The sequence below is a fragment of the Ohtaekwangia kribbensis genome (genome assembly GCF_042676245.1).
GTDB lineage: Bacteria > Bacteroidota > Bacteroidia > Cytophagales > Cyclobacteriaceae > Ohtaekwangia > Ohtaekwangia kribbensis.
Window position 1 is genome coordinate 652,795 of the sequence record NZ_JBHTKA010000001.1, and the last position, 15,767, is coordinate 668,561.

General features: G+C 44.5%; 8 protein-coding genes. 2 read left to right on the forward strand and 6 right to left on the reverse strand.

The window, feature by feature from the left end; translation table 11 throughout:
* The first annotated feature begins 39 nt into the window (after window positions 1–39).
* Both ACFQ21_RS02735 and ACFQ21_RS02740 read left to right on the forward strand, forming a co-directional pair.
* Complete coding sequence (locus ACFQ21_RS02735) at window positions 40–3,540, forward strand: PAS domain S-box protein (protein WP_377574493.1); 3,501 nt, start codon at window positions 40–42, stop codon at window positions 3,538–3,540.
* Complete coding sequence (locus tag ACFQ21_RS02740; RefSeq protein WP_377574495.1) at window positions 3,530–3,934, forward strand: response regulator; 405 nt, start codon at window positions 3,530–3,532, stop codon at window positions 3,932–3,934. Before ACFQ21_RS02735 ends, ACFQ21_RS02740 begins: the two co-directional genes overlap by 11 nt.
* Before the next feature lie 4 nt (window positions 3,935–3,938).
* Here ACFQ21_RS02740 and ACFQ21_RS02745 read toward each other — a convergent pair whose 3' ends face one another.
* From ACFQ21_RS02745 to ACFQ21_RS02770, 6 genes are all read right to left on the reverse strand, one after another.
* Window positions 3,939–5,357, reverse strand: coding sequence for a CCA tRNA nucleotidyltransferase (locus ACFQ21_RS02745; RefSeq protein WP_377574498.1), 1,419 nt, complete (start codon window positions 5,355–5,357; stop codon window positions 3,939–3,941).
* Between the two features lie 104 nt (window positions 5,358–5,461).
* Window positions 5,462–7,210 carry a hypothetical protein gene (locus ACFQ21_RS02750; protein WP_377574500.1) on the reverse strand — a complete coding sequence of 583 codons (1,749 nt, stop codon included), beginning with the start codon at window positions 7,208–7,210 and terminating at the stop codon, window positions 5,462–5,464.
* Window positions 7,207–8,550, reverse strand: a complete 1,344-nt coding sequence (locus ACFQ21_RS02755) for a PKD domain-containing protein (RefSeq protein WP_377574502.1) — start codon at window positions 8,548–8,550, stop codon at window positions 7,207–7,209. The genes ACFQ21_RS02750 and ACFQ21_RS02755 overlap by 4 nt, the downstream gene beginning before the upstream one ends.
* 70 nt (window positions 8,551–8,620) lie before the next feature.
* Window positions 8,621–9,178 (reverse strand): hypothetical protein, encoded by a 558-nt coding sequence (locus tag ACFQ21_RS02760; protein WP_377574505.1) that lies wholly within the window; start codon window positions 9,176–9,178, stop codon window positions 8,621–8,623.
* Between the two features lie 64 nt (window positions 9,179–9,242).
* A complete protein-coding gene (locus ACFQ21_RS02765; protein WP_377574508.1) occupies window positions 9,243–10,214 on the reverse strand; it encodes a hypothetical protein in 972 nt (323 codons plus the stop codon).
* Entirely contained in the window at window positions 10,214–15,763 is a 5,550-nt protein-coding gene (locus ACFQ21_RS02770) for a fibronectin type III domain-containing protein (RefSeq protein ID WP_377574511.1), read from the reverse strand. The genes ACFQ21_RS02765 and ACFQ21_RS02770 overlap by 1 nt, the downstream gene beginning before the upstream one ends.
* Window positions 15,764–15,767 lie beyond the last annotated feature (4 nt).

Genomic DNA, 15,767 nt, shown 5'->3' on the forward strand with positions numbered 1-15,767 from the left:
CGATAAAAAATTGTACCTTAAACACAAAAGAGATTTCCTATGCCTGGCCGAAAGCGCGTTGCCTCCGCTCCTAAAAATAAAACTGTTGCTAGCAGCAAAAGACAGAGGACACTTGACAATCAAAAGACGATCAGCGCTGCAAAAGCCTTGCGCGATAGCCGCAACAACCTGGCCCTGGCTCTTAATGCTGCCCAGATGGGTATTTGGGAATGGGACATTCGCAGCAATGAAGTAAAGTGGTCTGACAACGTACATATCATCTTTGGTCAACCTAAAAAATTATTCAACGGTACATTTGAATCATACCAAAAACTCATCTTGCCGGAAGATATAGACATCGTTACGGCCGCTATACGCGATGCGCTTGCCGAACGGAAAAGTTACTTCGTACAGCACCGTATACGCTGGCATGACGGCAGCATTCACTGGATAGAAGGTGTCGGCAAAGTTATCTGCGACAAGAAAAACAATCCGGTAAAAATGACGGGCACGGCACAGGATATCACGGAGTTCAAGCTCAAGAATGCCGAGAAGGAAAACTGGAAAATGCGTTATGAACTCATCACGGCTTCTTCCGGACAGGTGGTGTATGACTATCACATTGCCTCAGGTAAAATTGCCTGGAGTGGAAATATAGACGAAGTACTGGGATATAGTGCTCACGAGATGGGCGACATCGCCACGTGGGGAGACTTTATTCATGCGGAAGATCGCGCACGCGCATTCGAAGAACTTGCCCGTGCTGAAAAATCACTCTATAAATACGATGTAACGTATCGCTTTCGCAAGAAAGATGGTGTATATGCTTTTATGCACGACCGCGGTTTCTTTCTGGCAGGTGCTGATGGTAATGCCGAACGTATGCTCGGCACCATGCAGGATATATCGGAGCAGGTACGCATTGAAGCCGTCAACCAGCATAATATACGCCTGCGCGAAAGTATTGAGAAGACGATGCCGGGTGAACTATATGTACACGATGTTGTAAACAATTGCAGTCTTTACACTACCGGTAAATCCGTTAGCGGCTATACTCCGGAAGACATCATGCGCATGGGAAGTGAGTTTCCTCAATCGATCATTCACCCGGATGACCTTCATACATTTACCAAATGGAAAGATGAACCTTTTGATACTGTAAAGGAGTCGCAGTTCCGCATCCGGAATAAAAACGGAGAATGGCGATGGATTCATAACCGGAATACTGTATTTCAAAAAGACGACCATGGAAATGTTACGCAAACCATTGGTATAGCATTAGACATCACCGAACGCAAAACGGCACAGGAACAAGTACAGGAACGCGACAAAAGCTATCGCGAACTGTTTGATACGGTAAACGAAGCTATATATATCCAGAATCCTGACGGCACATTCGTTGATGTAAACGAAACAGCCTGCAAGATGTATGGCTACGACAAAAAAGATTTTATCGGCAACAACCCGGCTTTTCTTTCGGCACCCGGCAGGAATAACTTTGAAGCACTGGCGCATCAAACCACACTGGCACTGCAAGGACAACCGCAGGCTTTTGAGTGGTGGGGGAAACGTAAAGACGGCACTATATTTCTGAAACATGTACAGCTTACCAAGGGGTCGTATCTCGGGAAGGAAATAATTATAGCCACTGCACGCGACATTACCGAAGAACGGAAAGCTATCGATCAGCTTCACAAGAGTGAACAAAGCTATCGCGAGCTTTTCAATACCGTTGCGCAGGAAATATATTTACTCACGCCCGAAGGTACTTTTGTTGATGTAAACACCGGTGCATCCGAAATGTATGGATACCCAAAAAGTGAATTCATCGGGCGCACACCGGAGTTTCTGGCCGCGGATGGCAAGAATGATCTCACAGCTTTGGCAAGAGCATTTACACTCGCGGGTCAAGGTATACCTCAATCGATCGACTGGTGGGGAAAGAAAAAAGACGGCAGTATATTTCTGCGGGAAGTACGGATTTCGAAAGGCACTTACTTTGGGCAGGAGGTTCTGGTCGCGATAGCATGGGACATCACGGAACGCAAACACACCGAAGATATACTTCGCGAAAGTGAATACCGCTTCCGCAGTCTCGTACGCAATCTTAATATTGGTGTACTCCTGCACGATGCCCAGGGCACCATCACACTCTGTAATAAAACAGCAGAAGAACTTCTCGGAGTATCGGAGAAAGTATTGATCGGTAATTCTCCGTTCAGTCCCGAGTGGCGTGCGATTCACGAAGATGGTTCTGATTTTCCGGGCGTATCACATCCTGTACCGAAAGTTATTCGCACGCATAAACCGGCACGGGGTATCGTGATGGGACTCTTCCGCAATAACGATAATGAGCTGGTGTGGCTGCTCGTGAATGCTGAGCCTATATTTAATGAACAGCATAAACTCGTAGAAGTGATCTGTTCGTTTACTGACATCACCGTTATCAAAAACATTCAGCAGGAATTACGTGAAAGTGAGCAACGCTTCCGCATTTTACAGGAAGCTTCTTTTGGTGGGTTGGGATTGCACGATCAGGGTGTAATCATCGACTGTAACCAGGGCTTGTGCGACCTCACCGGCTATACGTATGAGGACCTTATCGGCAAAAATGGTGTTGAGCTGGTAGCTCCGGAATGGCAGCCGCTGGTAATAGCAAACATCCGCTCTGGTTATGAAAAACCGTATGACGTTGAAGGTGTACGCAAAGACGGAACGCGTTACTTCCTGGAAGTACATGCTAAAAATATACCGTACCACGGTAGGACTATACGCGTAACGGAATTCCGCGACATCACGGATCGTAAGCTGGCCGAAGAAAAGATCATCGAACAGAACATCAGGCTGCATGCGATCACCGAAGACCTGAAGCGCAAGAACGAACAGCTCGAAGAGTTTACACAGATCGTGTCTCACAACCTGCGCTCTCCGGTCGGAAATATACTTACGCTTTTAAATTTCCTGGAAGGAGCTGAGTCTGAAGAAGAAAAAGCTGAATACCTGAAACTGCTGAAAGAGTCGGGAGCAACTACACTCAATACCCTGCACGAACTGAATGAGGTGTTAAAGATCAAGCAGAACAAAAACATCGAAAAGCAGCACCTCGTCTTTGAAGCAGTATTCAATCATGTAAAAGCCATGTTGAGTGCGCGTATCACGGAGACCGGAGCTGATATCGTAGCGGATTTTTCGGCTGTTCCGATGATCGAATACCCGCGCATTTACCTCGAAAGTGTATTGTTGAATTTGCTGAGCAACGCACTGAAATATATTTATCCGGGAAGGACACCCGTGATACGGGTTAAAACGTTTAATGAGAAGGATAATATTTTTTTGCAGATAACCGACAATGGTTTAGGTATAAATCTGGACCGCTATGGTCACCAGATTTTCAAACTGCGAAAAACATTTCACCGCCACCCGGAGAGCCGGGGTATTGGATTATTCATGATAAAGAATCAAATTGAAGCCATGGGTGGCGAGATCAGTATTTCGAGTCAGGAGAACGAAGGCGCTACCTTCACGATAAATTTTAACAAGTACCAGAGCGATGGAAAATAAGACTCCCATCATTGCCCTTGTTGACGATGACAAGGTATTCCAGATCACGGCTTCGCGAACCATCAAGGCCGCGCAGCTTACTGATAAGATTTTACAATTTGAGAATGCTGAAGATGCACTTCACTTTCTGAAAGACCATGCACGCGATTCTGAAACCCTCCCCGACTATATATTCCTCGACATCAACATGCCTTATATTGACGGCTGGATGTTCCTGGATGATTACTCTCAATTCAAAACCAACTTATCAAAACCGATTCTCATCTATATGGTAAGTTCTTCCATTGATCCGCGCGATATTACCCGCGCCCAGAGCAATGAGAATGTGCGGGAGTATATCATCAAACCCGTAACACGCGAAAAATTTATTGAACTGCTGAGCAAAGCTGCATAGTCTCTTACCCGGCACGTTCGGGTATAAGACCTTTCTCGCGGGCAATCTTCATGACCAGTTCGAGCGCTTCTGCCCGATCGTTTTTGATATGGCCCTCGAGGATGGCTTCTTTGATTTGTTCCTTGATCTCTCCGATGATCCGTCCGGGAGGTACGTTGAACATTTGCATGATTTCATCGCCTGTTACCGGAGGCTGGAAGTTACGGAGGTTATCCTTCTCCTCTACTTCGCGCATCTTCTGTTCTACGAGGTCGAAGTTCTTAAGAAAGCGTGTAACCTTATCGTTGTTTTTGGAGGTGATGTCGGCACGGCACAACTTCATCAGCGCATCGGTGTCTTCGCCTGCTTCAAAGAGCAATCTGCGTATAGCAGAGTCTGTCACTTCTTTCACCAGCGAGATCGGGCGCAAGTGTAGCTTCACGAGTTTCTGCACAAACAACATCTTCTCATTCATCGGCAATTTCATCCTGCGAAATATACCGGGCACCATGCGTGCGCCTCTATCTTCATGACCGTGAAAAGTCCAGCCATGCACTTTATCAAAACGCTTGGTTGCAGGTTTGGCTATATCATGTAGTATAGCAGCCCAACGCAACCACAGGTCGTACGACATAACCGATACATTGTCCAATACCTGCAGCGTGTGAAAGAAATTGTCCTTGTGTGTTTTGCTTCCTACATATTCAACACCGTGCAGCGCGATCATCTCCGGGAAGAAATATTTCAGCATGCCGCTGTGAAAAAGTAATTTGAATCCGTAAGAAGGCACAGGACTCAGAATGATCTTGTTGAGTTCATCGGTAATGCGCTCCTGCGAAACAATACTCAGGCGCTCAGCCTGGTTCATAATCGCTTCGAATGTATCGGGATCAATATCAAAACTCAACTGCGATGCAAAGCGAACAGCACGCATCATACGCAACGGATCATCAGAAAAAGTTATGGAAGGATCCAGCGGAGTGCGGATCATTTTCTTCTTCATGTCTTCGATGCCGTTGAAGGGATCGATCAGCTCACCAAATGTATTCTTGTTCAGACTGATAGCCAGCGCATTCATTGTAAAGTCTCTGCGCTTCTGGTCATCGTCCAGTGTCCCATCCTCAACGATAGGCTTGCGTGAATCACTGCGATAGGATTCTTTACGCGCACCAACAAACTCAAGATCAAGATCTTCGTAGCGAATCTGCGCGGTACCAAAACTTTTGAAAACATTTACATGAACTGCAGGACCTAACAATTCGGCCACCGCCTGTGCGAGTTGAATGCCGCTTCCCACACAAACAAAATCAATGTCTTTGGACGGGCGATTCAGGATCAGATCACGCACATATCCACCCACCACATAGGTATCCACACCGAGCCGGTCGCCCGCAGCACCGATAATTCCAAATATTTTATCCTCCAGGGAAGAAGCCAGATTCATTTCAAAAGCAATTCAGCTTCAAAGGTAGAGAATGTTAACCGTTCGTGGGAATGGTAAATGAAATAGAGTTATAACAGAGAATTCAGCCCTCGCGACCCGTGCCGCTAAAAGCTATAGGCGTATGCCAGCGTAGCCGTGAGCGATCGCGTAGTGCCGCGTGCTTCGATGTCGCGCTGTTGCCAGATAGTGTTGGCGCTCAGGTTATGGCGTTTCAGTAAAGTATAGCCGGCATTCCAGCGCAGGTTCAATACCTTGTTCTGCACGTCACCATCATTGAAACTTACGTTATACGATGACGACAGTCCGGTGGTGATAGCTTTCTTAAACACCTTCGCCTTGACCCCCAACGTAGGGCCTAGTGTAAGGAACTCATCTCCTCCCACGTGATTGTACGTGGTATTGAACGCAGCATTGAAGTTGATCGCCTGCGGAACCAGTAACAATCCATATACCGTGCTTAGATTATAGAATTGAGACAGTGCCCCCGGACGTATTACATCACCTTGTTTATCGGCAGCTTCCTGGTAACTGAGATTTACATTCAGGTTTTGTCTCCGGTTTTCATTCTTGCCGAAATTATAGATCGTGTTGATGGCGAGGTTTTGAGACAACTGCGTGTAGTCAAGCGTATCGAGGTTATCGTAAGGCGACTGTCCATTTATATAATCGAATTGTGACTGGATGTTCATATAGGTTTGGAAGCTTGAATAGGACACCGATGCATTGAATTTCTCATTCGGAGTATAATTCAGGTTTGCCGAACTCACAAAACGTTTGGACGATTGCTCTTTATCATTATCAAGGTTATCGCGCTGCACGCCCCAGCTCAAGGCTATATTTGCTTTGTCTTTTAAGAACGGACGTGCATAACGCAAGGTGATATTCTCATAGTCGTTATTGAAGTAGTATGCTCCCAACGTTCTATACTCCGGATCAATGCGTTCATATCCTACTCCAATCGTGTTCTTGTAAAGTTGATAATTTGCTTCCACCTTAAACGCTTTATAAGCTTCGGTAGAACTTCGGTTAGCCAGTGTTTTGTGAATGATGGATGAACCTTCGCGTGATGCCCGTACATCGCGTGTTAAGAGACTGACACCGTATTCACCCGACAGACTCAAATTATCCATCAGCTTGATTCCTCCCTCCCAGCTGAAAGCTACATTCTGCTGAGGAAATATATTCAGACTATCCGGTTGCCAGCGTAGTGAGTTAGGATCGTCTTTCGCTGCAAACATGGTCATGCCCAGGTAATGATCTTCCTGGTCGTAACGGACCTTTGCCCCGTAGCCCATACGTTGATACGCTGCAGGAACAATCCGGTTGGCAGTATCATACTCCACGCTGCGCTGAAGTCTTCCGTACATCGCACTATATTTGAATGGCCCCTTGGGAGTAAGATCAACGCCCACACCGGTAAACATGTGCCCGTTGAGTGTATACGGAGAGAAGCTCATGGCGACATCCCCTATATGTCCAGTGATCCATTTATACATCGGGTGTACACTAAACCTGTTGGGTAATGTGGGATAGCCGTAGCTGGAACCCAGGTTGGTAATATTGAATGAAAACGGAAGGTTGATCTGGTTGTATATATTAAAATTAACACTACCACTCAGGAAATAGGTGAACGGCTGACGGCCTTGTCCGTCATTGCCATCATAAAATACCGTGTTGGCAGATATACCGCCACCAATCCGGACCGGCTTCTGCGAAAATGTATTTTTCAGATTACCCAAATCAACCTGCTGTGCGTGCAGTTCAACGCCTGCCGACATCACCACAAGAATAGCGAGCACCCTGTATATCTCTTTACAGGAGCCAATATAGCCGATAACTGAGCGGGTATTCATCGTTTTAATTTTTGCACCTTAATATCGAGAAGTATATAGGACTGCGATCCATCTGCCACAAAACTCTTTACCTTGATAGCACCTTTTCTTCCATCACCTGTCTCAAACAAAACCACACGCGGCACAACAGTGCTATTGAAGAAAGAGATCTTACTGTCGTTGCTCTTTATATCGATCGGTTGTAACGGTGTATCATTCATCATGGCATCAAACTGAGTTTCAGAGAATGATATAGCGCTGGATTCAAGTGTATTGATAAAAGCGGTATGCGTTGCCCCCGGAATTGCGGGGAATGAATACTTGGACGCGGAATCAGGTGATATGAACCGACTATAGCTAAAGCTTGAGTTTATACCAAAGAAGACTATATCTACCAGACTTCCATTTTCTGCCGTTACATCTCCCTTCTTTAGTACCTGGCGAAGTTTCGTAGAATAAAAACTACCGGAAGCGGTGTGCCCAGCGCTAATGGCGAGCTTCACATCTTCCATGATATAGAGATTCGTATTCGGTTTTACGGTAATGGTACGCTGGATTGTTTGAACGTCCTTGTCATTTTCTGTCTGGAGCGTTACAGTATACGTACCGGGATTCTCAAAATATATAGTTGTATTTTCGGCTGTTGTATTATCAATAACACCTCCCGTTGCAGACCATGCATAACGCAAAGCACTGATCGTGCTGTTCTGAAGATTAGCCGTTAGCGGTGCCTCGTAATCTTCATCTTCAAATGAAGGTATAATTGAAAAATCGATAGCCATGGCCGGCTTTAAGACAATTGTCTTTGACGAAGAGAAGAATTCTCTTCCATTGCTCACACGAAGTTGTATGGTATGCTCTCCGGGAGAATCAAACCGTACATCCGGAGGGTTCATCTCTGTAGAGGTTGCCGGGGTTCCGCCCTCAAAGGTCCATTCGTATGATGAAGCACCGCGCGTTCGATTCGTAATTTTAACAGTAGCCGGTACAAAGTCATTTACCTGTACAGCCACGTCAAAAGCAACATTAACGGCTGAGTCGAGTGTAAATGTAATTTCTTTGGTGTTCCGTTGCGTGTCATTCCACGCTTCGAGTTTTATAGTATAGGTACCTGCTTTATCATACGAGATCGTTCCGGGATTCTTATCATCCGATGTTGTCGGTGATGCGCCTTCAAATGTCCAGCGATAAAAGTCAGCACCCGATGTGCGGTTCACCAACGTGAGGTCTACCGGCACGGTATAGCTCTCCGGCTGGATATACTCAAAGTCTATAATAACAGGCACTTCCTCCTCTTTATAGCAGGAGAGCGTTACGATACTTATAATAAGACTTGCGAGAAGGGTAGCGTTAAATTTCATACAGGCAACTATCGTTAGGCTAAAGACAAGCTGCAATCACTTAAACGATCACAGCTTGTCTCGTTATAGCTTAGTCATTCAATATACTGGTCAGCGTACCACTGTAATGGCCACTTACCGTATGTTTCTGTGTTTGATTCTCCACGACAACTTCTCCTTCGAAGTCAATGGTATAGATATCACCTGACTTTGCAACGGTTACAGTACCCGACTCAAAATCATACTCAGAAGTAGCGTTACCTGTTGATGCATTGAAGCCAACCGCTATATCTCCGTATACGAAATCCTGTGGCTCTGCTTCTGTATCATCGCCTACGAAACTATGCGAACCAATTTCCAACTGTGTGGTTTCAGAAGCCAACATCAACGTAACCAGATCACCGGTTCCTGATGAGCTTGTACCGTTTACATTTATACCTGCAGATACTAATGTAACCTGGTGATAATATATAGTTTTCCCGGATTTACTTTCTCCCGGACTATCATCATAGAAAAATATACCGGACGCCAGCGTCTTCTTCGATCCATCCAGCGTATAATAACTGGACGGCCCCTCATCATCATCCCCACAAGATGCCATTACAACAGCCACAGCCAACAATAAAGCATTCGTAAATCTTCTTTTCATGTTTATTTATTTTAGGTTAAAAAATCGTCATTTATCGTTTTCCAGGCGATCTATCCAATACCTCTTACTTGGTCAGATCATATTCGAAAGAATAGAAATTGTCACGTGCATCGAGTACGCAAAACTTATTATCGTAGGCCAGAAGCTGCCTGATTACGCTTCCGTCTACATTTATTTGCTTTTTCCAAATGGCTCTTTTATTCAGAATATCTATAACTCCGACATTGGAAGTTCGCTCACCTGTATAGAAGAGAAGATCGTTCGCAATGGAAAATTTATTATAAGACATACCCAGATGATCCGGAAGATCAGATAACTGCTCTGCTATATCTACAGATTGTACTGCAAGCGTATTTGCGTCTAAAATCAATACTCGCTTTTTGTCTGTTGCAAACAACCTTTCTCCATTCAATGTCAGCCAGCCTTTCATATGGTCTGAGGCTTGCAATATCTCTCCGGTGTCTATTTTCAAACAGAATGTTTTAGACTCATTTCGTGTGTAATCATTGAGATAAAAGAATAGCCTGTCTTTAAATGGAATAAGATCGCTCATTATAATGCTCTTTTCTCCTCCCAGCAAGCTATTTATACTATGCCTCCACAACGATACTCCCGCCAAGGTATAGCAACTCAAAATATCTCCCTCCTGGGTTATATAATAATTTTTGTAAAACTGCTTAACGAATGCATCGTTAACAGACATCCTGCTCATCTCAAAATTACGATTGCATTCATAATATACATCTCCATCATCTTCCTCTTTAAGAACGATGAACCTCTCCTCTTCTCCCCAGAAGTGGGACAAAAAGAAATTCCCTTGAAAGCGTTGAGACTTGCCTTCACTATAAATTATCAATTCTCCTGCCTCCAGCGTATATAGTAACGCATTGCCCCACACTTTATATTCTGAGACATTATCGCTAATTCTATCTTTGTTTTTTAACAGCTCACCGTTCTTCGTATGAAGAATTAATTCCGCCCCCATATTAGCCATGGAGAGTATATTTTGATATCGTTGTTCTTCCTTGGCAATCATTATTTAAATATTTCAGAAAACCACTCGTCATTACTTTTCAAAAATTCTATCAAGCGAGCATTCGTTGTTATCGCTTTGGAATACTTCTTCTTAACCCTATAGCTTTCAAAAATCTGTCTCATTGCAGCCGTTATTTCAGATTGAGCACCTGTTATATATTCAACCACCTTGTCTTTTGTAAGCTTGTTACCCTTTATGCGCCATTGCAACTGGCTCAGATCTGTTATACTGTTCAAATCTCTTCGTATAAATTCATCCACAAACAGGTCCTTCGCAACACCATCACTTCCTCCATACCATTTATACTCTACAAAAAGCGGAGGCGTATCGTCTGTTATTAAATCTATTCTTCCTCCCTTGCCATTGGATTTTGTTACATCATGCTCCAATGTTAGCTTTTTCTTGGCAAATGTCTTTGCATCACTGGCAACGTCTTCCATAATCCAGAATGCAGCCTGCTTATCCGTATTAGAACCCGTCTTGAATATTTCCCAAAGTCTGTTACAATTACTGCATTCTATGCCGTTGTTCCCAAGTGTTGTTACGAAGCGATCTATATTATTGATAACTTCCTCATAGCTTGCCTTTGCCGTGTTGCTTAGGCCGTCACCCCATTGCCAGCCATTAATCTCTGATAAAAGTTTATCATTGATACCGACACCGGATTTAGCCAAGTGTGGATTCTTCTTCAGCTTCAACAACGCCTCAAGTACTTCTATCTTTAATCGGAGACTTGGCTTGTTGTTTATTATATCCCATGTATCGACCAAAGCTCCATCGTTCGCATCCAATTTATGAAGAATATCATCTGTAGCATTATTGAAGTCATCCAGAAACTTTTGTCTCTTGGCAGCATCATTAAACGCATCTATTTTCTTAGCGATTCCTTTAAACTCACTTAATCTTTCAGCTAACGTTTTGGTTACGCCTTTAACCACCGCTATATCGCTTTCCTTTGTAGTTGTATTCTCAACCTGAGCAAGCGATTCGCCCTTATCGTTCTTTATTTCGACACCGTTTTCATCCTTCAGAATTTCCTTAATTCTATAAATAGCATTCTCCATTTGATCTGCCGGGTTCATCAGCATCGGCACATTGATTCGCTCCCCATTTGGACCAATCATTTGCGCGACACGCACTAAACTCCAGTCTATTTCACTTGCGGCAGTACCAGCAGCTTTAAATACCTTGATAACATATTTACCATTATCAATAGTCGCCTCGATTAACTTAACTCCGCCTCTTACCGTAAACGTCATTACTTTTGAAGTTCCCTTGAATGCTACTTTAAGACCCGCTCCGGCAATTCCACCAACAACATTACCCAGTACATCTAACTTATCAAGTGTTGTTACTATGGTTCTTATTGTACTTCCAAAGCGAGATGCTGCTGTTCCACTTCCTGCGGTAAAAATGGCAACCACTATATCAAAACCAACTTGTCCAATGGAGTGCGCCAAGACACATGGTTTATTCGCATCGAACTGATCAGCTATAGAACCAAGGATCATCCTTCCGGTACCAATTACGCCTCCTCCTTTCTCGTCAATAAGCTTACCTATAGCTGCTGCACTTTTTTGCGCACCCGGGTCATCGGCAAAATTCATGGTCGCCAATTTTAATGCATCCGGTAAGGCAGAAATCAGTCCGACCAACCCATCCCAAACTCCTACCGCCAGTGCAAACTTCATATCAGCGATAGACATTTCTTTAAGCTTCGCCAACGAAGTATTGTCTTCCGGAATCATATTCTTGATATAGGAGTCTACGACTATATCTGTTGGAGAAAGAATAATCTTCACAACATTCACAAACCACGGAGGATTAAAATAGCGCGGGTCATCTGGAGTAATGCCAAACTCCTCGGTGTTGTTACAATTCCACCAAGATTCAGGAACGTATAGTGTCGAGATTTTCGAGCTCAGCCAATCCGCTATCTTATACGTTGCTGTCGCAACAGCCTTTAAGTCGGATGACGCACTCTCTAATGCTTTGTTGATATCAAAAGAATACGATGCCCTGAATTTATTCTTATATATATCATCGAGCCGCGTTTGATCTACCCCACCTTTAACGATCCATTTATTATCATTTGTCTTATGTATCCAGAGTTTTAAGATACCTTCGGGCACTTTGGCATCCATAACTTCCTGAATCGCTGAAGGATTTTTATAGCTGGTAAGATATAGGTGCGCAACTTTCGTCTGAAGTTCTCCCAAGCGAACATCGGTATACGATAGTTTACCGGAGAGTAAATCGCTGATCGATGCGAGATCTATATTCTCTCCTGTTTTGTCAATGATCTTAAACTCGCCTTGCCCTCCGTTTCCATCGCCACCACTATTAAAACAATTACACTTATCCGCCTTACCAACGACATCAGCACTCCCTTTACGTTGGATCGTATAAGAACAATCATTACCAACTTTTACAACCGTGGGAGTTACATTGTTGCCCTCCACAAAGTCCGTAAACTTATCGTCTACATCTAAGCCTCCGGACGATGTTCGTGCATAGTATAGTGGGTATTTTTCATTTTCCTTCGCCGGATAATATAATTTTCCATCCGACTTTCTCCGAATTATAGCAAGAGCACCTTTATAATTTCCGTTAGTATCGCCCTCCCCTACAAATGCATAGGGTTCATATTTACTGTTTAATAAGATTACTTTCTTATCAAGCGTATAGTAATATTCCGAATCAGCGATTTTGGTTAAACTGACAGGCAGACACCTATATGCAAGCTTATCCCGGTAAGCGCTTGCTGCATCCCCCTCGAAAATACTCACCAACATCGCAGGATCATTCATAATATCCCACTGCCACTTCGCTACGTGAAGACCATTGTTATAGTCCATCACGTTGTCAGTTTCGCCTTTTTTGTAGCCTCCGTAGTGTTCATCGAAGGTGTGGAAGAGTTTCCAGCGGCCGTGTCCTAATTCATGGGCTACGGTAACAGCTTCATTCGCATCTTTTATCTCGCTGGTAAATATATACCCGAACTGAGAGCCACGTGGCATAAAGCCGGTGGCGTCACGATCGTTTACTTGTTCGGAGCCCGTTGCTTTGAGGAAGAATAAATAGTTAGCAGCTTTATCAAACTTATCGGCACGTGCAGATTTATACGCATCGTTGAGCGCACGCATGTCTTCGTTATAGGTGCTCAGTCCGGTTGACTTTTCCATCAAACGGTAGTTCTCAGTATAATTGAAGTTATCATCGAGCACAACGTCCCATGTTACGCCTACAGGACCGTAAATATCCTGTAGCGCTTTTTGTATAGCGTCTTTACTTACCGGCACGTTGTTAACCGGAACCAGAACTACCTTTTGTCTTTGCAGCTCATAGCTTACTATATTGAGCTTGCCGAGGGTATAGTATTTATCTTTACCATTTGGATAAAGAGCATACAATTCCTGCACATCGCCTGCCGGACCAGCTGCAAGTTGGAGTTTATATATACCATTCTCGTAGGTAGCTTTATACTCGGTGCCTTTCGGAGTTTTAAAGATTACCTGCTCCGGCTTGATGTTTTTATCTGTAATTACAATGGTTGCCTGTACTTTATCGGTTTTTCCGGCAGGCACAAGCTTCCATGGCGCATAGTAGTCGGTATATAATTTCTGATATTTACCTTCTATGAGCGATACATTATCATAGTAGTCAAGCCATGTATCGAAGCCATATATACCATCGCCCTTGGCAAATGTTACAATCGCTTTGTCACCGTTCAACTGCGATGGATCGAAGCTTCCCTCGGCCAACGGAGTGCCTACCTTACCGACATACGTTGCCTTGGCTTTCTCAACTTCTTTACCGGTTGCGTCTTTCTCAACAACTTTCTCGACCTGGTATACATTGCCGTCTTTATCCTGAACGGTCATCGGAAAAACAACAACCTTGTTACCTTCATTGCCTTGTCCTTCGTTGTTGGCCGGTGTTATGGTATGAGGCTCACCTTCTGCATCGGTGATGACTAGCTCACCTTCTTCATTGAGACTAAACGCTTCTACGCCCGGTATCGAGAAATCAACTATATGATCAACTTTGGTTATACCCGTCTTGACAGTACCTACATCAAAGCCACCTTCAAATACATCATCGAGATTGGCGATTTGTCCTTCGTTCTTATCGTACTTCGCATCGATATACCCGTTGATCATCTGCTTATCCGTATTCACCGTGATGCTGGTGAATTGCACTGCAATCTTGGCATCGTTCAACCAGGGCACAATCGTCCATCCTTCCCCGGTATATATACCATTGGCGCCTGATATCTTCGTTACGGTTACAGGATAATCATTCGCCATAATGATTTCACCGGTCTTCAGTTCTTTGATCGGCTCTTTGTTCGTAAGATTTACATCCGGCATGATACCACATTGTGCCAGACGTGCACTGTCGGTCTCGGGAAGTGTAATCGAAAATATAGGACTATATACAGGCTGTCCGGCCATACAATAACTCGCCACGCGATATTCGTATGTACCACCGCTCTGCAAGCCATACAGTATAACCTTTGGCTCCTGTGATTGCTGCTCCTTCCATTCGGAAGGATCTACTTTTCCATCGGAAGATCGTGCTTTGATCACGCGATAACTTACGCTGAAACCGATATGCTCCGGCAATGCAGTCCACTCTACATTGAGTCGTTTTTTCTCTGCCGTTGCAAGTACAAATTCAGGGGGCAAACAATTGTCCTGCAGGGTAAACCAGCGGATCTCGCTATAGCCATCGTTTTGGAAAAGATTGACAGCATCCATACCGTCACGAGCCTGCGCACGGATACACCATGCATAACGTTTACCAGCCAGCAGAGGCGGCTGCATGGCGCCATATACTAATGATGTACTCCGTGTTGTCTCACGGTATATTTCAGGTGCATACGGGAATGCAGCCTGTGGCGTCATACCGTTGTCCCAAAGTTCCTTGAGTATAAATTCGTATTCTACCTGTGCAAGACCTTGATGTAGCGGTGTCCACTGAAATAAAACGTTCAGCGGTTCGCGGAATACTATACTTTCATTGTTGCGTGGTAAACTTAGGAGCGGTGGCTTCTGACTGGTGATCCACGCCCGTGTACAGGTTGATAGCGACAACGCTTGTCCTGTATAGGCTTCTACTGCCTGAAAGCAAAATTCTACCATGCCCTCCGGAAATTTACCGGAAGCCATGTATCCTTGTGTAATTAAGTTCTGCGGCTGAAAGTAAGGCGCGAGATCATCTTGTGTCAGGCGCACGGGTGATCCGTTTTCTACAATCAATGGTTCAATGAAGGCCTGTTCGTTTGTTTGCAAACGAAGTCCACCCGGAGCCGTAATGATCATGCGTAAGCGAACATTAAGTGTAGGCTTGAACTGATCGCGATTGATCAGCGTAAGGGTAAGCTTCTCGCGTGTGCCGCTATAGTAATCGCTCAGGTAAGCGCTATAGGGCGGCAACAGGTTTGCGTTGACCTGTATCGGGTATGTTGTTTGTGCCTTCGCCTGCAGAACAAGCGTACTGAACAACACTATATAGAACCAGTAACGTTTTAACATTCGTGCCATGTTT

Bases quoted from the DNA above. Each gene is read 5' to 3' on its own strand.
- ACFQ21_RS02740 (WP_377574495.1), top strand. From the start codon at position 3,530: ATGGAAAATAAGACTCCCATCATTGCCCTTGTTGACGATGACAAGGTA.
- ACFQ21_RS02755 (WP_377574502.1), bottom strand. From the start codon at position 8,550: ATGAAATTTAACGCTACCCTTCTCGCAAGTCTTATTATAAGTATCGTA.
- ACFQ21_RS02765 (WP_377574508.1), bottom strand. From the start codon at position 10,214: ATGATTGCCAAGGAAGAACAACGATATCAAAATATACTCTCCATGGCT.
- ACFQ21_RS02745 (WP_377574498.1), bottom strand. From the start codon at position 5,357: ATGAATCTGGCTTCTTCCCTGGAGGATAAAATATTTGGAATTATCGGT.
- ACFQ21_RS02735 (WP_377574493.1), top strand. From the start codon at position 40: ATGCCTGGCCGAAAGCGCGTTGCCTCCGCTCCTAAAAATAAAACTGTT.
- ACFQ21_RS02770 (WP_377574511.1), bottom strand. From the start codon at position 15,763: ATGGCACGAATGTTAAAACGTTACTGGTTCTATATAGTGTTGTTCAGT.
- ACFQ21_RS02760 (WP_377574505.1), bottom strand. From the start codon at position 9,178: ATGAAAAGAAGATTTACGAATGCTTTATTGTTGGCTGTGGCTGTTGTA.
- ACFQ21_RS02750 (WP_377574500.1), bottom strand. From the start codon at position 7,210: ATGAATACCCGCTCAGTTATCGGCTATATTGGCTCCTGTAAAGAGATA.